Annotated in this window: 23 protein-coding genes; 12 read left to right on the top strand and 11 right to left on the bottom strand. The window is 69.8% G+C overall.

Annotated features, from left to right (window positions below; genetic code table 11):
• The first annotated feature begins 5 nt into the window (after window positions 1-5).
• The 3 genes from AC1C2S_RS09590 to AC1C2S_RS09580 all read left to right on the top strand — a co-directional run bounded on the left by AC1C2S_RS09590 (window position 6) and on the right by AC1C2S_RS09580 (window position 2,681).
• On the top strand, window positions 6-1,334 hold the full coding sequence (locus AC1C2S_RS09590) for a serine/threonine-protein kinase (RefSeq protein ID WP_495352291.1): 1,329 nt from the start codon (window positions 6-8) through the stop codon (window positions 1,332-1,334).
• Window positions 1,331-1,786: a hypothetical protein gene (locus AC1C2S_RS09585; protein ID WP_495352290.1), complete on the top strand. Its 456-nt coding sequence runs from the start codon at window positions 1,331-1,333 to the stop codon at window positions 1,784-1,786. The genes AC1C2S_RS09590 and AC1C2S_RS09585 overlap by 4 nt, the downstream gene beginning before the upstream one ends.
• A 76-nt stretch (window positions 1,787-1,862) precedes the next feature.
• Window positions 1,863-2,681, top strand: coding sequence for an alpha/beta fold hydrolase (locus tag AC1C2S_RS09580; RefSeq protein WP_495352289.1), 819 nt, complete (start codon window positions 1,863-1,865; stop codon window positions 2,679-2,681).
• A gap of 12 nt (window positions 2,682-2,693) precedes the next feature.
• Here AC1C2S_RS09580 and AC1C2S_RS09575 read toward each other — a convergent pair whose 3' ends face one another.
• The 4 genes from AC1C2S_RS09575 to AC1C2S_RS09560 all read right to left on the bottom strand — a co-directional run bounded on the left by AC1C2S_RS09575 (window position 2,694) and on the right by AC1C2S_RS09560 (window position 5,767).
• Window positions 2,694-3,242, bottom strand: a complete 549-nt coding sequence (locus AC1C2S_RS09575; RefSeq protein ID WP_495352288.1) for a pyridoxamine 5'-phosphate oxidase family protein — start codon at window positions 3,240-3,242, stop codon at window positions 2,694-2,696.
• A gap of 30 nt (window positions 3,243-3,272) precedes the next feature.
• Window positions 3,273-4,166 carry an alpha/beta fold hydrolase gene (locus tag AC1C2S_RS09570; protein WP_495353228.1) on the bottom strand — a complete coding sequence of 298 codons (894 nt, stop codon included), beginning with the start codon at window positions 4,164-4,166 and terminating at the stop codon, window positions 3,273-3,275.
• Window positions 4,151-4,771, bottom strand: coding sequence for a TetR/AcrR family transcriptional regulator (locus AC1C2S_RS09565; protein WP_495352287.1), 621 nt, complete (start codon window positions 4,769-4,771; stop codon window positions 4,151-4,153). Before AC1C2S_RS09565 ends, AC1C2S_RS09570 begins: the two co-directional genes overlap by 16 nt.
• Before the next feature lie 156 nt (window positions 4,772-4,927).
• Entirely contained in the window at window positions 4,928-5,767 is an 840-nt protein-coding gene (locus AC1C2S_RS09560) for an SDR family NAD(P)-dependent oxidoreductase (protein ID WP_495352286.1), read from the bottom strand.
• Window positions 5,768-5,900: 133 nt separating this feature from the next.
• On the opposite strand from AC1C2S_RS09560, the gene AC1C2S_RS09555 reads away from it, so the two are divergent.
• From AC1C2S_RS09555 to AC1C2S_RS09540, 4 genes are all read left to right on the top strand, one after another.
• A complete protein-coding gene (locus tag AC1C2S_RS09555; RefSeq protein WP_495352285.1) occupies window positions 5,901-6,761 on the top strand; it encodes an ABC transporter ATP-binding protein in 861 nt (286 codons plus the stop codon).
• A 43-nt stretch (window positions 6,762-6,804) separates the two neighbouring features.
• The gene (locus AC1C2S_RS09550) at window positions 6,805-7,839 is read left to right on the top strand and encodes an aliphatic sulfonate ABC transporter substrate-binding protein (protein ID WP_495352284.1); all 1,035 of its coding nucleotides are present in this window, start codon (window positions 6,805-6,807) and stop codon (window positions 7,837-7,839) included.
• 361 nt (window positions 7,840-8,200) lie between these two features.
• Window positions 8,201-9,031: an ABC transporter permease gene (locus AC1C2S_RS09545; RefSeq protein ID WP_495353227.1), complete on the top strand. Its 831-nt coding sequence runs from the start codon at window positions 8,201-8,203 to the stop codon at window positions 9,029-9,031.
• A 150-nt stretch (window positions 9,032-9,181) separates the two neighbouring features.
• Entirely contained in the window at window positions 9,182-9,646 is a 465-nt protein-coding gene (locus AC1C2S_RS09540) for a GNAT family N-acetyltransferase (RefSeq protein WP_495352283.1), read from the top strand.
• 45 nt (window positions 9,647-9,691) lie between these two features.
• Here AC1C2S_RS09540 and AC1C2S_RS09535 read toward each other — a convergent pair whose 3' ends face one another.
• Entirely contained in the window at window positions 9,692-10,303 is a 612-nt protein-coding gene (locus tag AC1C2S_RS09535; RefSeq protein WP_495352282.1) for a TetR/AcrR family transcriptional regulator, read from the bottom strand.
• Between the two features lie 68 nt (window positions 10,304-10,371).
• On the opposite strand from AC1C2S_RS09535, the gene AC1C2S_RS09530 reads away from it, so the two are divergent.
• A complete protein-coding gene (locus tag AC1C2S_RS09530) occupies window positions 10,372-11,865 on the top strand; it encodes a DHA2 family efflux MFS transporter permease subunit (RefSeq protein ID WP_495352281.1) in 1,494 nt (497 codons plus the stop codon).
• 68 nt (window positions 11,866-11,933) lie between these two features.
• Here the strand turns inward: AC1C2S_RS09530 and AC1C2S_RS09525 are convergent, their stop codons facing one another.
• Complete coding sequence (locus AC1C2S_RS09525; RefSeq protein ID WP_495352280.1) at window positions 11,934-12,218, bottom strand: DUF4190 domain-containing protein; 285 nt, start codon at window positions 12,216-12,218, stop codon at window positions 11,934-11,936.
• A 296-nt stretch (window positions 12,219-12,514) separates the two neighbouring features.
• Here AC1C2S_RS09525 and AC1C2S_RS09520 point away from each other — a divergent pair, with 296 nt between their 5' ends.
• Window positions 12,515-14,005 (top strand): DUF6421 family protein, encoded by a 1,491-nt coding sequence (locus AC1C2S_RS09520; RefSeq protein WP_495352279.1) that lies wholly within the window; start codon window positions 12,515-12,517, stop codon window positions 14,003-14,005.
• A gap of 139 nt (window positions 14,006-14,144) precedes the next feature.
• Window positions 14,145-14,828: an SDR family NAD(P)-dependent oxidoreductase gene (locus AC1C2S_RS09515; RefSeq protein WP_495352278.1), complete on the top strand. Its 684-nt coding sequence runs from the start codon at window positions 14,145-14,147 to the stop codon at window positions 14,826-14,828.
• 34 nt (window positions 14,829-14,862) lie between these two features.
• On the opposite strand, the gene AC1C2S_RS09510 is transcribed toward AC1C2S_RS09515, so the two are convergent.
• Both AC1C2S_RS09510 and AC1C2S_RS09505 read right to left on the bottom strand, forming a co-directional pair.
• A complete protein-coding gene (locus AC1C2S_RS09510) occupies window positions 14,863-15,495 on the bottom strand; it encodes a hypothetical protein (protein WP_495352277.1) in 633 nt (210 codons plus the stop codon).
• Between the two features lie 165 nt (window positions 15,496-15,660).
• A complete protein-coding gene (locus AC1C2S_RS09505; RefSeq protein WP_495352276.1) occupies window positions 15,661-16,998 on the bottom strand; it encodes an MFS transporter in 1,338 nt (445 codons plus the stop codon).
• Between the two features lie 104 nt (window positions 16,999-17,102).
• Between AC1C2S_RS09505 and AC1C2S_RS09500 the strand changes: the two genes are divergently transcribed.
• The gene (locus AC1C2S_RS09500; RefSeq protein WP_495352275.1) at window positions 17,103-17,489 is read left to right on the top strand and encodes a phage holin family protein; all 387 of its coding nucleotides are present in this window, start codon (window positions 17,103-17,105) and stop codon (window positions 17,487-17,489) included.
• A 57-nt stretch (window positions 17,490-17,546) separates the two neighbouring features.
• On the opposite strand, the gene AC1C2S_RS09495 is transcribed toward AC1C2S_RS09500, so the two are convergent.
• Genes AC1C2S_RS09495 through AC1C2S_RS09485 form a run of 3 tightly spaced genes read right to left on the bottom strand, consistent with a single transcriptional unit; the run spans window position 17,547 to window position 19,563 of the window.
• Entirely contained in the window at window positions 17,547-18,413 is an 867-nt protein-coding gene (locus AC1C2S_RS09495) for a hypothetical protein (protein WP_495352274.1), read from the bottom strand.
• Complete coding sequence (locus AC1C2S_RS09490) at window positions 18,410-19,213, bottom strand: hypothetical protein (protein WP_495352273.1); 804 nt, start codon at window positions 19,211-19,213, stop codon at window positions 18,410-18,412. Before AC1C2S_RS09490 ends, AC1C2S_RS09495 begins: the two co-directional genes overlap by 4 nt.
• Window positions 19,210-19,563 (bottom strand): PadR family transcriptional regulator, encoded by a 354-nt coding sequence (locus AC1C2S_RS09485; RefSeq protein WP_495352272.1) that lies wholly within the window; start codon window positions 19,561-19,563, stop codon window positions 19,210-19,212. The genes AC1C2S_RS09490 and AC1C2S_RS09485 overlap by 4 nt, the downstream gene beginning before the upstream one ends.
• A 135-nt stretch (window positions 19,564-19,698) precedes the next feature.
• Between AC1C2S_RS09485 and AC1C2S_RS09480 the strand changes: the two genes are divergently transcribed.
• Complete coding sequence (locus tag AC1C2S_RS09480) at window positions 19,699-21,135, top strand: AAA family ATPase (RefSeq protein WP_495352271.1); 1,437 nt, start codon at window positions 19,699-19,701, stop codon at window positions 21,133-21,135.
• Window positions 21,136-21,179 lie beyond the last annotated feature (44 nt).

The following is a 21,179-nucleotide window of genomic DNA, read 5'->3' as shown; positions in this document are numbered from 1 at the left end:
CGAGTGTGACCAGCACCCACGACCGACCCGCGGGAGACCCGTTCACGGGCACCACGCTCGGCGGTCGCTACCGTCTCGGCACCCTCATCGGGCGCGGCGGCGTGGCGAGCGTCTATCGCGGTGCCGACCTGAGCCTCGGCAGATCGGTCGCGGTGAAGGTCTTCGCCGAAGCAGCCGAAGGCATCGACGACGACGCCCGGCGCCGATCGGAGACGGCGCTGCTCGCGAGCGTCGAGCACCGCGCGCTCGTGCGGCTCTACGATGCCGGCCGTGACGACGCCAGCGGCCGCGAATACCTCGTCATGGAACTCGTCGAGGGGCGCGACCTGCGCCAGACCCTGAGCATCGGCCCGTTGAGCCCAGCGGATGCCGCGGGGCTGGCCGCCGACGTCGCAGAGGCGTTGCACGTGATCCACGAACGCGGCATCGTGCACCGCGACGTGAAGCCCGCGAACATTCTGCTCTCGCGGTCGCATCTGCCGACGCGTCGCTGGAACGCGAAGCTCGCCGATTTCGGCATCGCCCGGCTGATCGACGACGCCCGCCTCACCCGCACCGGAGCCTTCGTCGGCACGCCCGGCTACCTCAGCCCCGAGCAGGTGGGCGGCGACGCCCCCGGCACCGCGGCCGATGTCTACTCGCTCGGACTGCTGCTGCTCGAGGCGCGCACCGGGCAACAGGCCTTCCCGGGGCCGGCGAGCGAGTCGACGAGTGCGCGGCTCGTGCGCGATCCCGAGATCCCCGACGCGCTCGGAGCCGAATGGGTCGCACTGCTGCGGGCGATGACCGCGCGCGACGCGAACGCTCGCCCGTCGGCGCTCGACGTCGCACTGCGCGCGAGTCGGCTCGACGCATCGGAAGCGGCGGCGCCAGGTGCGGCAGGGCCCGCGGCGGCGACGCACGAGCCATCCGACGCCCTCACGAAGGTGCTGCCCGCGGAGCCGGGCCACGCAGACGCCGCAGCCGCCGCAGCCGCCGCAGCCGCGGAGTCAACCGCGACGACGGTGATCAACGATGGCGCGCGGGATGGCGCGCGGTCCCGTGCCCGCGCAGGCGCCGCCCGCGCGGCGTCCGGCGCCGACGACGACGACGCGGTCGCGGCTCGGGCTGTCGCCGCCGCGATGCATCCCGCCCCCTCGACGCCGCGCCGCTGGGTGCGCCCTGCGATCTCGATCGCCCTGCTCGCCGTCATCGCCGTCGGCGCGGTGCTGCTCGTGCCGCCCGCGATCGCCAGCCTGACGTCGCCGCCGACCACGCCCGCCGAGCCGCTGCCGAGCCTGCCCGGCGAACTCGGCGTACACCTCGAACGGCTCGACGAAGCGGTGACCCGATGAGCCGCCGGGTACGGATGCACGCGGTCGTCACGGCAGGCGCGCTCGCCGCGACACTCGCGTTCGGGCTCTCCGCGTGCACCCAGTCTCCCGACGCCGTCAGCGCCGACCTCCACGCATCGGTCGTACAAGTCGCCGAGCGTGCGGCGGCCGGCGACCACGTCGGCGCGATCGCCGCGCTCACGCTGCTCGAGCAGGATGTCGACGACGCTGTCGACGACGGCACGATCGGCGCCGAGCAGGCGCAGGAGATCCGCGAGGCGCTCGCGCTGGTGCAAGCCGACCTCGAGGCGGCTGAAGTCGCGACGACGCCCACCCCGACCCCCGACCCGGCCAGCGACGGTGACGACGACGACGGTGGGCCCGGCAACAGCGACGACAAGGGCAACAAGGGTAACAAGGGCAACGGCAACGGTGACAAGGGCAACAAGAAGGACTCGGGCGACGGCGACTGATGGATGCCTCGCGGCGGCGACGTCGGCAGGTGCGCGTCGCTGCGGCACCCGTCACGCGAGTGCGTATTCTCGGGGCATGCCTTCGCTCTCAGTTCCCGGTGCCGAGTTGTATTACGAGTTCGCCGGACGCGCCTCGGCACCCGCGCTGCTCCTCATCCCTGCTGGCATCGCCACTCTGCGCATGTGGGACCCGCAGGTCGACGCCCTCGCCGAGCACCACTTCGTGGCCCGGTTCGACCCTCGTGGTTTCGGCGGCACCCGCCACGACGAGGCCGTGCCGTTCGCGAACCACGCCGACGCCCTCGCGGTGCTCGACCATCTCGGCATCGAAGCGGCGACGGTGATCGGCGCGAGCCGTGGCGGTGAGATCACGCTCGACGCCGCGCTCGCCTTCCCCGAACGCGTGCGTGGTGCGGTCACGGTCGGCTCGGAACCGAGCGGGTTTCCCGACCTGCCGCTCACCGACGAGGAACAGCGCCGCTTCGACGAGATCGACAACCTCGACCCCGCCATCGACGCGGCGCGCATCGTGCGGCTCGAGACCACGCTCTGGGCGGCGGGGCCGCGGCGTTCGGAGGCTGATCTGGATCCTTCGTTCGTCCGCCTCGCGCACGAGCTCAACTCCCCCAACATCGCGCACGCGGCCGATGACGGCACCATGCTGCCACTCGAACCGCCCGCCTCAGATCGGCTCGGCGACATCCGCTCACCGGCGCTCGTCACCGTCGGCGAGTACGACCTCAGCTCGGCGCTCGCGGCGTACGATCACTTGCTCTCGAACCTGCCCGATGCGACGGGCGTTCGCTTCGCCGACACCGCCCATCTGCCGAGCGTCGAACGGCCCGAGGAGTTCACTCGGGTGCTGCTCGAGTGGCTGAGCCGCAACGAGCTCTGACGCACGCGCGTTTCAGGCGGTGATGAGCCCTGGGAGACCGTCGACGCTCCGGGTGTTCTTCTCGACTCGATACTCGGCCATGCCCTCGACGCCCTTCTTCTCGGCTTGCAGGCGCAACAGGTCGCGTTCACCCGTCATCTCCATGACGGGGACGCCCCAACCGCACGAGTCGCTGATCCTGGTCACCTCCACGGTGATGACGGCTCGTGTGCTCGGGTGTTCGGGGTGCCGTGCCACGACCTCTTCGAAAGCGGCGTCGCCGGGCAGCCAGACCGACCCACGGCCGTGCAGTCGCACGATGCGCGGGCGACTGTCGAAGGAGTTGAACATCAGGCAGACTCGCCCGTTCTCCCGCAGGTGGGCGATCGTCTCGACGCCGCTGCCCGTGTAGTCGACCCAAGCGACACGGTGGTCGTCGAGCACCGAGAACGAGTCGTGCCCGCGCGGAGACACGTTGACGTGACCGTCTGCGCCGAGCGGGGCGGTCGCGACGAACCACATGGGCTGCGCCTCGATCCAGGCCTTCAATTTGTCGTCGATGGAATCGAACAGTTTGCCCATGCTCAAAGCCTAGATCGTGGGTGCCCGTGGTCAGACCTGGCGGCGTGCAGACAGGTCGGTGATGAAGCGTGCGATCTCGACGGGCCTCTCTTCGGCCATGAAGTGGCCGGCGTCGATTGGTTCGTACGTCAGGTCGGTTGCCCACGCTTGCCAGAGTGCGGCGGCATCGAATCCCAACTGGGCGCCCCAGTCCTGGGAGATGACGCCGACGGGCATGGAGAGCGTCTTGGCCGCTTCGCGGTCCTCGAGGTCCATGCTGAGGTCGATGCTCGAGGTGGCGCGGTAGTCCGCGACGATGGAGTCCACGGCATTCACGGAACTGTCGATGTAGTGCTGGCGGACCTCGGGCGTGAAGGTCGAGCCGTCGGTATCCCACGCATCGAGGAATGAGGCGAAGAACTCCGCTGCGACTGCCGTGATCATCTTCTCCGGCAGGCCCGCGGGCTGGGCCATGAGGTACAGGTGCCACGCCACCTTCGCGTTCACGCCCTGCAGGACCTGCCAGGTGTCGAGGGTGGGGAGCACGTCGAGGATCCCGAGGTACTGCACCGCGTGCGGGTGGTCGAGGCCGGCACGAACGGCGACCAGCGCACCGCGGTCATGGCCGATCAGGCCGAAGCGCTCGTGGCCGAGTGCCGCGGCCACTTGCATGACGTCCTCGGCCATGGTGCGCTTCGAGTACGTGTCCGGACCGTGCTCCGGCGGCTTCGCGCTTTCGCCGTAGCCCCTCAGGTCGGGAACGATGACCGTGTGCCGGACAGCGAGCTCGTGGGCGACGTGGCGCCACATGTAGTGCGTCTGCGGGAAGCCGTGGAGGAGAACGACCGCGGGTCCTGTGCCTCCGACTGCGACGCGCAGGTTCACCCCCTGCTCGCCCTGCAGTGTCTGGTACCGGAATCCGTCGATGGTCAGTGTGCTGATGATGTGTCCTTCACAGTTTGCGGGTCGGTTGCGGGGGATGGACGGCCGGAGAAGATGCCGGCGGGGAAGTCGTGCATCGCCGGCGGTGTCGCCAGCAGCGCCGGTACGAGGATCGAGTCGACGAGCGCTTCGAGGTAGCGGTCGTCGATCTCCAGCCCGTTGAGCCGCCGGAACAAGATCACGGCGCCGGCGACCTCCTCGAAGGGGAACGGGTCCACGCCCTCCGGCAGTTCCCCCCGGCGGACCGCTGCGTCCACGACGGAGGCGGGCAATCGAGCTCCGGTGGGGCCGACGGCACGTTCGATCGCCTCGCCCAGCTCCGGGTCTTCAAGGCCCGCTTGGAACAGCAGCATGGCGGTCTGGCCATCCGTGGAACGCATCGTCGTGACGAGACGCTGACAGAGCGCGAGCAGGTCGCCCCGCAGGCTGCCGGTATTGATCTCATCCGGCCCCTCGCGGCGCGCAGGGCCGGCCTTCAGTGCGGCGACGACCATATCCCGCTTGGACTTCCACCGCCGATAGAGGGTTGCCTTCGACGCTCCCGCGCGGCGCGCGACCTCTTCGAAGGTGACGCCTTCGTAGCCGCGCTCTGCGAGCAGCAGGTTCACGACGTCGAGGATCTCGCCCTCACGCTGGTCGTCACGAGGTCGCCCCCCGCGACGAACTTCCGGCCCGAGCTGACGGCCCGGCTCTTCATTAGGAAACGGCACGTTCCGTATCCTATCAGGTGAGACACGAATCACGGATCCGAGCTCGGCCCGCCTTCAGCGACGCCCGGTGAACCGCTCCATGGAACGGTAGACGCCGAAGCCCTCGCCCACGAGCCGGTCGAAGACCCGGGTCGGCAACAGGCCGCGAAGCGCTCGCGAGACGCCGACGCTCCACGGCAGTTCGAGCAGCGGCCGCCCGTCGAGCATCGCCCGCCAGACGCGGTCGACGACGCAGTCGGGCTCGAGCACCGGGGTCAGCACCGGGCCGCGCGCGCCGGTGAACATGCCCGTCGAGATGTAGCTCGGCGTGACCGTGGTGACCTTCACATTGCCGTGGTCGGCCTGCTCGAGTTCGACTCGCAGCGAGTCGCTCCAGCCGATGAGCGCCGCCTTCGACGCGGCGTAGACCGCCATGCGCGGGTTCGCGAGGGTGCCGGCCGCGCTCGCGATGTTCACGATGCGCGCGGGCCGGTAGGCGCCCGCGATCATGCCGGGCAGGAACTCTCGCGTGATGTACATCGGCGCGAGCGCGTTGACCTGCATGATCGGGCGGGTGTCCTCGCCGTTGTCGGTCTCCCAGAAGTAGCGGTTGCCCCGCACGATGCCGGCGTTGTTGATGAGCACGTCGGGGTTGCCCAGGTCTTTTCGTACCCTCTGGGCGGTCTTCGCGATCGCCCCGGCATCGCTGACATCGACCACGAACGACTGGATGCGGGTGCGGCCCTGCGAGATCGCACCGAGCTCGTCGACGGTGCGGGCGAGCGCGGCCGCGTCGCGATCCCAGAGGGTGACGGATGCCGCGTGCTCGCTCACGGCCCGTTCGGCGTACATGCGGCCCATGCCACCGGCCGCGCCGGTGATGAGGACCTTCGCGCCGCGCACCGTTCTCGTCATCCACCCATCCTCGCGCACCACGGGCGTGCCGTCGGCAGTCGGCACTGTTACGCCGTGGGTCGCGCGCGGCTGACAGCGCGGCGGCACGTCGATAGCTTCGGATGGATCCCCCAATCCGCTCCGAGGAGTCCCCATGTCGGCGACATCCGCCCTCCCCCGCGAGACGACGGGCTCGGCCGAAGCCGCGCCCGTGTCGTTCCGCGGCATCGGGCGCGCGTTCGACACGGCCGCGGGCACCCGGCAGGTGCTGCGCGACATCGACCTCGACGTCGCGGCCGGCGAGATCGTCGCGATCCTCGGTCCGAGCGGATGCGGCAAGTCGACGCTGTTGCGCATCGCCGGCGGGCTCGACCGTGCGAGCGCGGGCACCGTGACCGTCGATGGCACGGCGGTTCCGCCGTACGACCGGCGCTCGGCCGTCGGCTTCCAGGAACCTCGACTACTGCCGTGGCGCACGGTCGCCGCCAACGTCGCGCTCGGGCTCCCGCGGCGCACACCGAAGTCCGTCGGCCGCGACAAGGTCGCCCGGCTCATCGAACTCGTCGGCCTCGCCGACTTCGCGGGCCACCGCCCCCGCGAGATCTCGGGCGGCATGGCGCAGCGCACGTCGCTCGCCCGCGCGCTCGCCCGCAATCCCGGAGTGCTGCTGCTCGACGAGCCCTTCGGTGCGCTCGACGCGCTCACCCGTCTGAAGATGCAAGACCTGCTGCTCGACGTGCACGCGGCCGCGCCGACGACCGTGCTGCTCGTCACGCACGACGTCGACGAAGCCCTGCAGCTGGCCGACCGGGTGATCCTGCTCGGCAGCGACGGCGAGACGCCGGGTGCCGACATCCGCCAGATCGTCGTCGTGCCTGGTACCCGCCCTCGCGATCGCGGATCTGCCGAGCTCGCCGAGCTGCGCGGGCGCCTGCTCGACGGCCTCGGCATCGACCGGCACGGTGCCGCCCGCGGCATCGAGGCCGTCACGACCATCCCGCACTACCCGTTCTGACCGGCGCCCACAGCAAGCGTCACCACCCCTGAAGGAGTTCCTCGTGTCCCGCACCCCGTTCCTCCGTACCGCGCTCGTCGCGGGCGCCGCCGCCGCGGTGCTGCTGCTCTCCGGCTGCGTCGCCGGCGAAGGCCAGGCCGCCGAGCCCGAGCCCGCCGAGAGCGGCGAGGCCGTCTCACTCGAAGGTCAGACCCTCAACATCGACTTCGCGACCTACAACCCGCTGAGCCTCATCATCAAAGACCAGGGCTGGCTCGAGAACGCCGGTCTCACCGTGAACTGGGTGCAGTCGGCCGGATCGAACAAGGCCAATGAGGCACTGCGTGCCGGCGCGGTCGACGTCGGCTCGACCGCCGGGTCGGCTGCGCTGCTCGCTCGCTCGAACGGCTCGCCGATCCAGGTCATCTCGCTCTACTCGCAGCCCGAATGGGCGGCGCTCGTCGCACCTGACGGCTCGACCATCACCTCCGTCGAAGACCTGAAGGGCAAGCAGGTCGCGGCGACCAAGGGCACCGACCCGTACTTCTTCCTGCTGCAGTCGCTCGAAGCCGAGGGGCTCGAGGCATCCGACATCACGGTGCAGAACCTGCAGCACGCCGACGGCTGGGCCGCGCTGCAGAACGGCTCGGTCGACGCGTGGTCGGGCCTCGACCCGATCATGGCCGGTGCCGAAGAGGAGGGCGCGACCCTCTTCTACCGCAACGTCGACTTCAACAGCTACGGGTTCCTGAACGCGACCGAATCGTTCCTCGCGGAGAAGCCCGAGGTCGCGCAGGCCGTCGTCGACGCCTACGAGCAGGCCCGCGCGTGGGCCGCCGAGAACCCCGAAGAGACGGCGCAGATTCTCGCCGACGTCGCGGGGCTCGACCTCGCCGTCGCGACGAAGGTCATCGAGGAGCGCTCGAACCTCGACATCGACCCCGTGCCGGGCGACACCCAGGTCAAGGTGCTCGAGAAGATCGGCCCGATCTTCGTCGAGCTCGGCGACGTGCAGACGCAGGAGCAGGTCGACGAGGCGCTCGACACGATCATCAACGACACCTTCGTCACGAAGGCCGACGCGGCCCGCTTCGAGTAGTACCCGCAGTACCCGCAGTACCCGAGTACCTGCTCCGGGGGTCGAAATCCGACACAACGACCCGCTTTTCGCGGACTGATTGTCGGGAAACTACCCCCGGAGCGCAGGGAGAGGATGCAGCGCAATGAGCAAGGCGGATGCCACGCAGCGAACGAATAACTCGCAGCAAACGGACAACTCGCAGCGAACGGACAACTCGCAGCAAACGGACAACTCGCAGCAAACGGACAACTCGCAGCGAACGGACAACTCGCAGCGAACGGACAACTCGCAGCGAACGGATGCCACGGGGCTGGTGCACGGCCTCGTGAGCCCTGCCGCGACGACAGCCGCCGGCCCGGTCTCCTTCGACGGATACGCGGTGCCCGCGGCGGCGATCGTGCCCGAGGGACGACCCCAGTCCCCGAAGCGCGCGCCCGGGGCATCCGTTCGCCTCGTCGATCGCCGCTGGTTCCGCATCGTCGGCGGCGCGATCATCCCGCTTGCGCTGCTCGGCGTCTGGCAGTGGGTGTCGACGTCGGGACTCGTGCCCGTGTCGCAGCTGCCGTCGCCCGAGATGGTCTGGCTCGCCGCGGTCGATCTCGCCGAACGCGGCGTGCTCGGGCTCTACGTGGCGATCTCGACGCAACGCGTGTTTCTCGGCTTCGCCTTCGGCGCGGCGATCGGGCTCGCGCTCGGCGCGGTCGTCGGGCTCTCCAAGCTCGGTGACATCCTGCTCGCGCCGACGCTCGGGGCGATCCGCGCCGTGCCGTCGCTCGCGTGGATTCCGCTGCTGATCCTCTGGTTCAAGATCGGCGAGGAGTCCAAGGTCATCCTCATCGCGATCGGCGCCTTCTTCCCCGTCTACACGATCGTCTCGGCCGCGCTGCGGCACGTCGATCGCCAGCTCATCGAAGCCGGCCGTGCGTTCGGGCTGCACGGGGTGCCGCTCTTCGCCGCGGTGCAACTGCCCGCGGTCGTGCCCTCGGTGCTCTCGGCACTGCGCCTCGCCCTCGCGCAGTCGTGGCTCTTCCTCGTCGCCGCCGAGCTCATCGCCTCGTCGATGGGCCTCGGGTTCCTGCTGAACGACTCGGGCCAGAACGGCCGCATCGACCGCATCTTCCTCGCGATCATCATGCTCGCCGTGCTCGGCAAGCTCACCGACTCGATCGTCGCGATCGTCGAACGCTGGGCGGTGCGTCGCTGGGCATGACGCCTCCCCGGCGCGCGGATGGCATCATGGGGCGATGACCGCGCGTCACTGGGCATGACGCCTCCCCGGCGCGCGGATGGCATCATGGGGCGATGACCGCGCGTCGCTGGGCGTGACGCCTCCCCGGCGCGCGGATGGCATCATGGGGCGATGACCGACGACGTGCGCCTCAGGCCGAAGACCGATGCCGAGACCGCTGCATGGCTGCCGATCGCGATGGCGGCGTATGAGCAGGCGCGGCGTGATGCCGGTGACACGGCCGAGCAGGCGACCGCCGCGCGCCGGGCATCACAGGAGCAGTTCTTCCCCGAGGGTCTCCTCATCGACGGCCACCACCTGTTCACCGTCGAGGCGGCCGAAGAGGATGCCGGGTGGCTCTGGATCGGCCCGATGAGCGACCCGGCCAACTGGTACGTCTGGGACGTCGAGATCCATGAGACGCACCAGCGCCGCGGGCTCGGCCGGCGCACGATGCTGCTCGCCGAGGAGTTCGCGCGCGAGCACGGCGCGGTGGCCATGCGCCTGAACGTGTTCGCCTACAACGAGCCGGCGATCCGCCTCTACGAACGGCTCGGCTATTCGACCGCGGCGATGCACATGCAGAAGGCGCTCTGACGGGCGAGCGGATGCCGCGGCATCCCCTCGCTCACCGGGTCGTGCTCACCACGGTTCGTCGATCGCCGGCATGAGCGCCCGCATCTTCGCCACACCGTCGGGGAAGCACGCGTCGAAGATCTCGGTCGCCGAGAGCTCGTCGCCGTAGTCACCGGTCAGGCGGAGCCCGACGATCGCGTTGATGAGCATGCCGGTGGCCATGAACTGGCGGGTCTGCTCTTCGGAGAATCCGGCCTCTTCGCGCACGAAGCGCCAGATCTCGCTGAAGCCCCTGCGTGCGACCCGCCCGATCACGGGCTCGCCGCCGAGTGCCGTTGAGCCCGCGATGACCGGCAGCATGCCGCGCTCGGCGAGCAGGTTCGTGTAGGCCGTGCCCATGCGTTCGGCGCGACCTTCGGCCGGCCCCGGGAGCACCGCACGGAACTCGGCGATCAGGCGGGCGTAGGCCCGCTCGATCACCTCGATGAAGAGCTTCTCCTTCGTACCGAAGAGCCGCACGACGTAGGGCTGGCTGACGCCCGCTGCGCGCGCCACCTCGTCGGTCGTGGTGCCGACGTAGGTCTTGGCGCCGAAGACCGCGGTGGCGGCGATGAGGATCTGCTCACGACGGTCGGCGGCCTTCATGCGCGGGGCGGGTCTGAGTTCATCGGCCGACATGCTTGACATGTTATCAGTCGATTACTACTCTCCAAGTAATCATCCAATTACAACTTGGGAGCCACGCCGTGTCATCCACCACCATCGACCCAGCAACGTCGCCCTCCGCAGCGCCGCAGCGCATCCGCCGCTCGATTCCGATCTGGCTCGTCCTCATCGCCACAGCCCTGCCGATGTTCATGGCGACGCTCGACAACCTCGTCATGACCAACGCCCTCCCCGTGCTGCACTCGGAGTTCGGGGCCTCCGTCGAAGAGCTGCAGTGGTTCATGAACGCCTACACGCTCGCCTTCGCGAGCACGATCCTCATGGCGGTCGCGCTCGGCGACCGGTTCGGGCGCCGCACCGTCTTCGTGATCGGCATCGTCGTGTTCACGCTGAGCTCGGCGCTCGCCGCCCTCGCCACCGACCCGGGCCAACTCATCGTGGCACGCGCCGCACAGGGCTTCGGGGCTGCGGCCATCATGCCCCTCTCGCTCACGCTGCTCGCCGGGGCCGTGCCGCTCGCACGCCGCCCGCTGGCCATCGGCATCTGGGGCGGCGTCGCCGGCCTCGGCGTCGCGACCGGGCCGCTCATCGGCGGCGCCGTGATCGAGGGCTGGGCCTGGCAGGCGATCTTCTGGATCAACGTTCCCGTCGGCGTCGTCTCGGTCGTGCTCGCGCTCGCCGCCCTGCCGAACAGCTTCGGTGCGCGCCTTCGCGCCGACATCGTCGGCCTCGTGCTCTCGGGTCTCGGGCTCCTCGGCCTCGTCTACGGCATCGTGCGAGGCAACGACGCCGGCTGGTCGAGTTTCGAGGTACTCGGCAGCCTCATCGCGGGCGGCGTGCTGCTCCTCGCGTTCGTGGCGTGGGAGTCGCGCACCTCGGCGCCGCTCCTGCCGCTCCGACTCTTCCGCGACCGCAGCTTCACCGTGGCGAACCTCGCGGGCTTCGGGTTCAGCTTCGGCGCTTTCGGGTCGATCTTCATCCTCATCCAGTTCCTGCAGGTCGTGCAGGGCGCGAGCCCGCTCGAGGCCGCACTCCAGACCTCGCCGTGGACGCTCGCGCCCATGATCGTGGCACCGCTCGCCGGCGTGTTCGCCGGGCGCATCGGCACGCGCGCGCTCATCGTCGCCGGGTTGCTCGCGCTGTCGGGCGCGCTGTTCTGGCTGACGCAGCTGTTGGAGCCGGGCACCGAGTACTCGGCCTACGTCGCGCCGTTCATCGTCGCGGGCATCGGCATGGGACTCGTGTTCGCACCATCGGCGACAGCTGTACTCGCGACCATGGCGCCCGACGACCACGCCAAGGCGAGCGGCACCAACTCGATGCTGCGAGAGATCGGTGTCGCCCTCGGCATCGCCGTGTCCACCGCGGTGTTCACGGGCGCGGGCGGCGCGCTCACGCCCGCAGAGTACGGCGCGGGCGCCCAGCCGGCAGTCGTGGTCGGCGCGGCCGTGCTGCTCGTCTCGGCGCTGCTCGCACTGCTGCTGCCGGCCGGGCGGGCGACGCCGGTCGTCGCAACGGCCGAGGCAGCCCCTCGGGACGCCTCGCCCGAGTCGCAGGCCGAGTTGGTGCACTGACGACGGCTCCTGCTGAAACGACGTGTCCCCGCCCGGCTGAGCCGGGCGGGGACACGCGAGTTGCAGGCCTAGTAGGTCGAGAGCGACGCGGTCGTCGCGGCGAGCGCGATCGACGCGATGATGACGATGCCCCAGACCACGATCGATGCGAAACCGATGATGATCGCGGCGATGGCGAGGCCACGGCCACGCTCACCGGTCTTCTTCACCTGGTTGAGCCCGATGAAGCCGAGCACGACCGCGATGACGTTGAAGCTGAGCAGCGACAGCACGAAGCCGACGATGGAGAGGACGTTCCACTTCTCAGCGGGCGCCGTCTGCGCGGGTACGGTGACGGGAGCGGGAGCGGTCATGTGAGAGTTCCTTGCTGTAGGGATCGACGGGTTGCCGACCCGCAGCCTGACAGCGCGTGCGAGCCACTGTCAATGGACAGTTCTCCCCATTCGTCATGATTCATCGCGCGACGACCGATAACCGGTGATTGCGTGACGCGGCGATCTACGCCGTGAATTCTTGCGTTCACGCAAGAATCCCGCGCCGGGGCACAACCAATCGCAGAGGCTCGCCTCATAGCCTTGAGGGAGCCGGCGAATCGCGTCGTGCCATCACGCGCACCGTGCGCACCCCTCACCGAGGAACGGAGGTTCATATGTCGAGCAACACCACGATCGACGCCATCATCGGCGAACCCGAGGTTCTCGAAGACGAGGTGACCGCCGCCGACCTCGCACTGGCCGAGGGCGTCGAGACGGATGCCGCGTGGCTCCGCCTCAAGGAGTCGGCGACCGCGTTGCAGGCGCTGCAGGTGAAAGACGGGTCGGTGCCCGAGGACCCTTCGACGGGCTCAGGGAGCAAAGACGAGGCATCCGCTCTCGTCGACACGATCGTCGAGTCGATCGAGGCCCTCTCACCACGGTTCCCGCACGAGGCCGAGTACCTCGCGGCATCCGTCGTCGACTTCCGCCGCTGGCAGGCCGAGGGCTTCGGCGTGCCCGACTTCCTCGACTCGCTCGTGGCATTCCAGCCGCAGCGGCACCGCATCGACGGCATTCGTCACCTCGTCGTCTTCCCGATGTACACGCAGAACGGTTCGACCGAACGGCACGTCGAAGCGCTCGTGGTCGAGACGATCTGGCCCGAGTTCATCGCGGCGCTCGAGGCGGGCGACTACGGCAACAAGCTCTTCGTGAGCCTGCGGCTCGTCGACTTCACGCCCGGGTACGACACGAACTCGGCCGTGCTGTTCCCCGAGACGGTCGCCATGCGCGAGATCCCGTCGTTCACGTGGGGCGCGATCTTCCAAGACCGCGAGGCAGCGCGCTACCGCAGGGTCGTGCGCGCGGCATCCGAGATCACGAAGCTCGAACTGCCCGACGATGCGGTGGCCCTACTCGACGATCAGGAGCTCGCCGAGCGCACCTTCGTGATGTGGGACATCATCCACGACCGCACGCACATGCGCGGCGACCTGCCGTTCGATCCGTTCATGATCAAGCAGCGCATGCCGTTCTTCCTCTACTCGCTCGAGGAACTGCGGTGCGACCTCACCGCGTTCCGCGAGTCGGTGAAGATCGAGCGCGGCCTTCGGGCACGAGCGACTGAGCATTCGGAGGGCGGCGGCGAGCCGCTCACCGACATCGAGCAGCAGTTGCTCGAGCACGGCAAGCTCGTGCAGTACGCGGTGATCTTCGATCGCATCTTCCGGTTCGCAATCACGGGCTCCCGTGTGCGCAACTACGACGGGCTCGGCGGCCAGCTGCTGTTCGCGTGGCTGCACCAGAAGCACGTGCTCGACTGGACGGATGTCTCGCTGAGCTTCGACTGGGACGCCGTGCCCGATGCGGTCGTCGAGCTCGGCGACGCGATCGACGAGTTGTACTGGAAGTCGATCGACCGCCCGAAGACCGTGCACTGGCTCGCCGCATACGAGCTCGTGACGAGCGTCGTCACGCCGAACCCGGCGTCGGTGTGGGCCGAGGGTCTGCCCCGCGAGGTGCTCGCCGGCCCGCCCAAGGGCTACACCGACCTCGTGATGGACGACGAGTTCCCACTGTCGATGTTCTACGAGGCCCTCGACAAGAAGATGAAGTCCGTCATCGAGTCGACGGTCGGCATCACGGCCCACTCGTCGGTCGAATAGCGACTCGCCGGTCGAGTAGCGAAGCGTATCGAGACCACCCGTCGGTCGAGTAGCGAAGCGTATCGAGACCACCCGCGGGCTGGTCTCGATACGCTCCTTCGTCGCTACTCGACCGACGTGCGCAGAGGAGAATGACTGCATGACCGATCTTGCGAACCGCACCGTGCTCATCGCGGGAGCGACGAGTACCTCCGGCCGGGCGGTCGCCCGCGCGCTGCTCGACGCCGGAGCCCGAGTGATCGCCGTCGGCAGCGACGAGGGCCGCATCGAGGCACTCGAGGCCGAGCTGCCCGGTGTGGTCGGCGAGCGCGCCGACCTCACCGACGGCGACGATGTGCTCGAACTCGCCATGCGCGTGCATGCCCGGGTCGGCGACCTCGACGGTGTCATCCACCTCGTCGGCGGTTGGCGCGGCGGCGGCGGCATCCCGGGCCAGACCGAGGAGGACTACCGGGTGCTCGAGCGCTCGTTCACCGCGCTGCGCTACGTCAGCCGAGCCTTCTGGGACGACCTCGTCGCCTCCCCGGCCGGGCGCATCGCGATCGTCTCGTCGACCACCGTCGAGCGGCCGACCGCGGGCGGCGCCAACTACACCGCGGTCAAGGCTGCGAGCGAATCGTGGATGCGCTCCCTCGCGCAGGGCTTCGCCCACGCTGGTCGAGGAGCCGCCGAAGAAGGCGTGCCGAGACCCACCGCTGCGGCCGTCACATTCCGCGTGAAGTCGCTCGCGGGCCTCGAAGACCGGCTCGCGGCATCCGTCGTCGAACTCTGGGGCACGGATGCCGCCGAGCTGAACGGCCGCGTCGAGACGTTGTCGGCCTGACCCAGGTCTGCAGCACGTCTGCGGCCGGCCTCGGTCAGCCGGCGGGCGGCGCTTCGCTCGCAGTCGGCGGAGGCGTCGTCGCCGCGGGCGGCTGCTCCTGATCGGCCCGCCTCGCTTCGCCGATGCATCCGTCGCTGTCACCGCCGGCGCCCTCGAGGGCGAGTCGCCACGCCGCCTCCTGCTCGGCGGTGAACCCATCGGGCATCGCCGGAGCCGTCGACGTCGGATCGCGCGGCTCGGTGTTCCACCACTCCCATGAGCGATACTCCTGGCCGGCCTCGGTCATGCACTCGCGCACGAGCTGTTGGAAGCCGAGCCAAGCCTGCTGCTCCTCGAGCGTGGGCATCGGGTCGGGCGGTGTCGTCGGTGCAGGCGTCGGGGCCGGAGTCGGTGCCGGGCTCGTCGTCGGCCTCGGCTGTGATGCAGTCGGTGGCGCAGGCAGCGGCTCGTCGCCATTCGCGTCGGCCCCGTCGGCCGGAACCTGCGAGTCGCTCCTCTGCGCCTCGCCTGCCTCGACCCCGAAACCGCCGTCGGTGGTCGCGACGGGTTGCGGCGAGCGCGCGTCGTAGAGAACGGGTGCACCGGTCATCGCCGCGGCGACGCCGACGAAGATCGAGCCGACGAACAGCGCCGCGATGGCGGCACTGAAGATGATGGTCTTCCGCATCGGGCACCTCCGGCCGCGATTCGGGAACGACCGCGCGGCCGTTCAGGCGAGTCCGCTCCATGCTACACGCCCCTCGAATGGGGGTTACGTGGCCGAGTACGGCAGCACGCCGACGCACCGATGTGCGGTAGCTGTGCGGTAGCTCAGCGGTGGCTCAGCGAGCGCTCAGCCGCCGGCACTCGTCGGCCCGGCGGCATCCGACGGGTTCTCGGGCGTGTCGGGCGCCTCGCCCGTCGCGACATCCGCGGGCGACCCCTGCCTGCGGCTCAGCCACATGAAGGGCACGGCGAGCACCTGGATGCCGCCGCTGACGAGCAGCGATCCCGGGTAGCCCCAGAGGTCGGCGGAGCGACCGAGTACGGGCTGGATCACGGCGCCGCCCGTACTGCCGAGCAGCGAGTCGAACGAGAGCACGGTCGCCCGCTGCTGCGACGGGATCATGTCGTTGAGGTACGCCTGCTGCACGGGGCCGGCCGCCGCGTCGACGAGTCCCCACAGTGTGAGCAGCACGAGCGCGATCCAGAAGTTCTGGTTCACGCCGAGCGCGAGCAGCACGAGCGTCGAGACGATGAGGCTCGCGATGATGGTCGTCGTGCGCTTGCGGAACCGGCGTCGCACCCACGGCGCCGCCAGCCCGCCGAGCACCTGCGCCCCGGAGAGGATCGCCGCGGCGAGCCCGGCGATCGAGTAGGCGCCCGTGTCGCCCCAGAGTTCGACCAGGTAGGGCTGCAGCGCGTAGAAGACGTAGAAGCCGACGCCCGTCGTGAAGAACGACGCGAACATGACGTAGCGCACCGGGCGCCGCCCGAGGCCGTATTTCACCGAGGCACTGAACACGTCTTTCGTCGCCTGGATCGGGTGGGCACGGCCGGCGGGCGTGAAGCCGAGATCTCGCATCACGAGCGCCGCGACGACGAACATCACGACGAGGATGCCCGCGCGGATCAGGAACGGCACGCCGAGGTTCGTCGCCTGGGCGATGACGCCGCCCAGGATCGAGCCGACGAACATCGCCGCCCCCGAGAGGGCGAGGCCGCGCCCGAAGACCCGCTCGAGACCACCGGTGTAGCCGGTCGCGGCGAGCGCATCCACGAGCCAGGCCTCGACGGCGCCCGAGAAGAACGTGAAGCCGAGGCCGAGCAGCACCGAGACGATCGCCCACATCCAGAACGGCGAGTGGCCGACCCACAGCAGGTAGTACAGCACGGTCGTCACCGCGAGCGTGACGGTGCCGAGCAGATACGAGACCCGTCTGCCGAGCGTGTCGGCGACGACGCCCGTCGGCACCTCGAAGATCACCATGCCGACCGAGAAGAACGCGTTCGCGGCGAACGCCTCGAAGTTCGTCAGCCCCGCGTCGAGCAGGAACAGTGTGTTGACGCCCCAGATGAACGACGCGGCGAGCGTATTGCCGATGAGCAGCGTGAAGTACGCCGCCTGCACCCGTCGTGCTGCCGGGTTCGGTGCGGTGCCCGTCTCACCCCGCTCAGCGCGTTCGGCCATGCGCCACATCTTGCTCGCTTCGGGCCAGAGCCGCCACGGTCCGAGCGGATGCCGCTGCGGCGCGCTGCTCGACACGACATCCGCCGCCCCGCTACGCTCGCGGCATGGTGCGCTTCCTCATTCGTGCGGCGATCTACCTTGTGACCGCCGCTCTCGGCCTTCTCGTTGCCTCGTGGGTCCTCCCCGACTTCCACCTCGAGTGGGGCGGATTCCTCGTCGCGATCATCGTCTTCGCGATCGCGCAGAGCGTGCTGAGCCCGTTCATCTTCAACCTGGCCCGGAAGTACGCGTCCGCGGTGCTCGGTGGCATCGGCCTGGTCTCGACGTTCGTCGCGCTGCTCATCGCGTCGCTCTTCCCGGGTGGCATCACGATCGACGGCTGGGTCACCTGGATCCTCGCGACACTCATCATCTGGATCATCACGGCGCTCGGCGGCTGGCTCCTGCCGCTCATCTTCCTCAAGAAGAAGGCCGAGGGCGCGAGGGCCTGAGTCGCGCCCCTGACCCGCGCGGGTCAGTGCATGTTGTCGGTCAGTGCATGTTGTCGGTCAGTGCATGTTGTCGTTACCGGCCTCGTGCACGGCCCTGCCCCAGCACCCCGCGTCCTCCCAGCGGTACGCCGCGCCGGCTCCGGCGTCGCCGTTGAGCGCGAGCGACCATGCGGCAACCTCGGCCTCGCTGAGTCCGGCCGGCTGCGCGGCCGGAGTCACGACGCCCGAGGAGTCGGCCGACGACCGGTATGCCGGGTTCCAGAACTCCCAGTAGAGGTACTCCTGACCGGCTTCGGTCATGCAGGCGCGCACGAGATCCTGGAATTCGAGCCACACCTGGCGCTCGGTGTCGAGAGCAGGGTCGTCGTCGGGCACCGGCGCACTGAGCGGATGCCCCGCGGCACGCGCCTCGGCCTCGGCCTTGTTGCCCACGTCGGCGCACCCACCGCCCGGTTTGGAGGCGTCGGGGCCATACAGGGCCTGGGTCCAGAGCACCGAGGTCTCGAAGTCGAGCCCCCTCGGCTGCGGGCTGCCGCCGAGCCACCACTGCCACTCGAGGAACTCGAAGCCCGCGGCATCCATGCACTCACGAATGACCGCTTGCTTGCCGAGCCACTCCGACCGCTCCTCGGGTGTCACGTACGAGGGGTCGGCGGGGTCGAGGTACGGGTTGTGGTCGGCCGACATCGCACCCGTGCCGGGCGTCGGCGGACCCACGGGCGTCACGTTCTCGGCCACCCCGGCGGGCGCGGCCACGGGAGCGGCATCGGGTTGCGGTTCGAGATCGTGGCCGCCGATCGCCTCATCGCTCACCGGCGCCGGCTGGTTGGCCGTATAGGCAGCGGCGCCGAGGGTGACGATGGATGCCCCGCCGAGGGTGGCGCCCGTGATCGCGACGATTGCGGCGATGCGTTGCAGGTTCATGCTGCGGTTCCTTCCGAGCTGGGGAGGAGCGGGGCATCCGCTGGGCGCCTCGGCCCCCAGTGCCCGATGGCCGACGGGAGCCACCACGCGGCCATCGCGACGAAGAACAGCACGCCGGCGGCCGCGAGCACGCGGTTGACGAGGATCGCCATGCTGAGCGACGAGGAGTAGAACTCGCCGAGGGTGACGCTCGACGCGATGAGCGCGTACATGCCGAATCGGATGAGCACGTATGCCGCGGCGGCGAGCCAGAGCGCGCCGAGCCAGCGCAGGCGCGGCAGTACGGTGAGCGCCGCGCCGACGAGCGCGATGGCGAGGCCGCAGACCCCGGCCGCCACGAGGTCCCACGCGCCGTTCCACGAGCCGGCGAGTACTCCCGCGCTGACGCGCACGACGATCAGCACGCCCCATGCGAGCAGCAGTGCGGTTGCGAGGTGCGCGAGCGCCGGCATCGCGAGCGGGAATGTTCCACGCGGCGCGTCGAGCGCCGCGCCCCGCAGTCGGCTGAATCGCCAGCTGAGGTCGGCGGGGATGCCGCGAGTCGCGCGGCTGAGAATCGAACGCCCGGCCCCTGGCGCACCGTCGGCGGCCTCTCGCTCTTCGGAGATATCGGATTCGAGCTCGGCGAGGCGGTCGGCCGCGATGTCGCCCGGGAGGTCGCGCGTGTACCAGCGGCCCCAGGCGAGCACGGCACGATCGATTCGGGGCGCGGATGCCGCGACGTCGCGCACCTCGAGCGTCTCGAGCACCTCGAGCGCCTCGTTGCGCTCGTCGCGCTCGTCGATGCCGCTGGCGCTCATGCGAACGCCGCCTTGCCCTGGACGACCGCGACCCGTCGCGCGTCGAGTTCGGTGCGGTAGGCGAGCTCACCGGCGCCGGTGACCCGATAGAGCCGTCGCCGCGGGCGTCCCTCGGCCTCGCCCACGGCCACGTCCTCCCAAGTGGAGTCGAGCAGGCCGCGCTCGCTCAGCCGCGCAAGCGCCTTGTAGAGCGTGCCGTGCGCGGTGAGCGCCGCAACCTCCGTTCGCTCGGCGATGCGCTTCGCGAGGGCGAAGCCGTAGAAATCGCCCTCGTCGCCCTGCAGTTCCATGCCTGCGGAGAGAATGTCGACCTCGAGGTCGAAGAGCCGTCCTTCGCGTCTGCGTGCCATGGACAAAGAATAGGAAGATATCTTCCCGTTGGCAAGAGGTTCTCCCCGCAGAGCTGACGCCCCGCGTCGGGCATCGATATGCTGGGGCCTCGCGCGACCCGCCCGGAACTCGCGCGAACACCACCGGAGGTGCGCATGGATCAAGACACCGCGGCATTCGTCGAGACGTACCGCAGGTTCCTCGCCGAGGTCGTCAACGCGCCACGTCCGACGCCGTCACGACTCACGCCGCTCGGCGAACTCGTCGCCGAGCACCTCGGCGCCGACGTCACGACGCTGCCGGTGATCACCGAGGTGATGCCCCAGCACCGCCTCGCCGACGCAGACATCGCCCTCGACGAGCTGAGCGAAGCCAGTGGCGGGCGCCTCCTCGGCGTCGGGGGCGGACAGCAACGCGGCCATCACTCGCTCTCCGATCTGCTCGAGAACCCGCACTCGGCGTTCGGCCCCGGGCCGGTCGACTACCGGGCCGCGGCCACCGGCCCGCACTCCGAGCGCCGCACGGTCGCGTTCGGCTTGAGGTTGCTGCACTTCGATGAGCGACCCGTCGCCGTGCTGCAGCGTGCGAGCGCACCCGAGCACGGCCGCGAAGACGCACGCCTCGAGGTCATCGGGGCCGACGCCGCCGCCGGTGAGGCATTCATCGCCGAAGTGCGCCGCCTCATGCTCGAACGCAGTGTGCTGCGCGGTCAGGTGCTCACGATCGGCGGCAGCGAGTTCGGCCGGGGCACGGGGCAGATGACCTTCCTCGAGCGGCCCGATGTGCCCGCGGAACGCATCGTGCTCGACGAGCCCACGCTCGACGGCATCGTGCGCCACGTCGTCGGCATCGGCGAGCACCGCGCGGCACTCACCCAGGCTGGTCAGCACTTGAAGCGAGGCCTCCTCCTCTACGGCCCGCCCGGCACCGGCAAGACCCTGACGGTGCGCCATCTGCTCGGCCGCACCGCCGGCTCGACCGCGATCCTGCTCAACGGACCGTCGATCCGCTTCATCACCATGGCCGCCGAGGTGGCTCGGGCGATGCAGCCGTCGATCGTCGTGCTCGAAGATGTCGACCTGGTCGCCAACGACCGCTCGATCTCACCGTCGAGCCCCGTGCTCTTCATGATCCTCGACGCGCTCGACGGCCTCGACGGCGACGCCGACGTCACGTTCATCCTCACCACGAACCGAGTCGAGGTGCTCGAGCGTGCGCTCGCCGACCGGCCCGGCCGCATCGACCACGCCGCCGAGATCCCCATGCCCGATGCCGACGCCCGGCGACGGCTGTTCCGGCTGTACGCCGACGGGCTTCCGCTCTCGAGTGAGGCGATCGACGCCGCGGCGGACGCGGCCGACGGCACGACGGGCTCGTTCGCGAAGGAGCTCATGCGACGCACGGTGCTCGCCGCGGCATCCGATGGCCGTGCACCCACCGACGCCGATCTCGCACGCGCGCTCGACGAGCTGCTCTCGTCTCGTGCCGAACTCACCCGCAAGCTCCTCGTGGGCGGCAGCGGCGCTGACGCTGGGCCCCCAGCGCACGAGCACTTCAGCGGAAGCCACGGTTTCACCAGCTTGAGCGGCTGACGCGCCCACCGGCGGGCGGGCGGTCTCGGCTGTCGCGGCCAGCC

It is taken from the genome of Agromyces sp. Y782 (assembly GCF_059445405.1).
Note: the sequence above shows the minus strand (reverse complement) of the source record. Positions and strands in the feature narration are given on the sequence as shown.

What these genes read in the sequence shown, in the direction of transcription:
- AC1C2S_RS09585 (WP_495352290.1), top strand. Translation starts at nt 1,331, where the DNA reads ATGAGCCGCCGGGTACGGATGCACGCGGTCGTCACGGCAGGCGCGCTC.
- AC1C2S_RS09580 (WP_495352289.1), top strand. Translation starts at nt 1,863, where the DNA reads ATGCCTTCGCTCTCAGTTCCCGGTGCCGAGTTGTATTACGAGTTCGCC.
- AC1C2S_RS09575 (WP_495352288.1), bottom strand. Translation starts at nt 3,242, where the DNA reads ATGGGCAAACTGTTCGATTCCATCGACGACAAATTGAAGGCCTGGATC.
- AC1C2S_RS09560 (WP_495352286.1), bottom strand. Translation starts at nt 5,767, where the DNA reads ATGACGAGAACGGTGCGCGGCGCGAAGGTCCTCATCACCGGCGCGGCC.
- AC1C2S_RS09555 (WP_495352285.1), top strand. Translation starts at nt 5,901, where the DNA reads ATGTCGGCGACATCCGCCCTCCCCCGCGAGACGACGGGCTCGGCCGAA.
- AC1C2S_RS09540 (WP_495352283.1), top strand. Translation starts at nt 9,182, where the DNA reads ATGACCGACGACGTGCGCCTCAGGCCGAAGACCGATGCCGAGACCGCT.
- AC1C2S_RS09535 (WP_495352282.1), bottom strand. Translation starts at nt 10,303, where the DNA reads ATGTCGGCCGATGAACTCAGACCCGCCCCGCGCATGAAGGCCGCCGAC.
- AC1C2S_RS09525 (WP_495352280.1), bottom strand. Translation starts at nt 12,218, where the DNA reads ATGACCGCTCCCGCTCCCGTCACCGTACCCGCGCAGACGGCGCCCGCT.
- AC1C2S_RS09520 (WP_495352279.1), top strand. Translation starts at nt 12,515, where the DNA reads ATGTCGAGCAACACCACGATCGACGCCATCATCGGCGAACCCGAGGTT.
- AC1C2S_RS09515 (WP_495352278.1), top strand. Translation starts at nt 14,145, where the DNA reads ATGACCGATCTTGCGAACCGCACCGTGCTCATCGCGGGAGCGACGAGT.
- AC1C2S_RS09510 (WP_495352277.1), bottom strand. Translation starts at nt 15,495, where the DNA reads ATGCGGAAGACCATCATCTTCAGTGCCGCCATCGCGGCGCTGTTCGTC.
- AC1C2S_RS09505 (WP_495352276.1), bottom strand. Translation starts at nt 16,998, where the DNA reads ATGGCCGAACGCGCTGAGCGGGGTGAGACGGGCACCGCACCGAACCCG.
- AC1C2S_RS09500 (WP_495352275.1), top strand. Translation starts at nt 17,103, where the DNA reads ATGGTGCGCTTCCTCATTCGTGCGGCGATCTACCTTGTGACCGCCGCT.
- AC1C2S_RS09495 (WP_495352274.1), bottom strand. Translation starts at nt 18,413, where the DNA reads ATGAACCTGCAACGCATCGCCGCAATCGTCGCGATCACGGGCGCCACC.
- AC1C2S_RS09490 (WP_495352273.1), bottom strand. Translation starts at nt 19,213, where the DNA reads ATGAGCGCCAGCGGCATCGACGAGCGCGACGAGCGCAACGAGGCGCTC.
- AC1C2S_RS09485 (WP_495352272.1), bottom strand. Translation starts at nt 19,563, where the DNA reads ATGGCACGCAGACGCGAAGGACGGCTCTTCGACCTCGAGGTCGACATT.
- AC1C2S_RS09480 (WP_495352271.1), top strand. Translation starts at nt 19,699, where the DNA reads ATGGATCAAGACACCGCGGCATTCGTCGAGACGTACCGCAGGTTCCTC.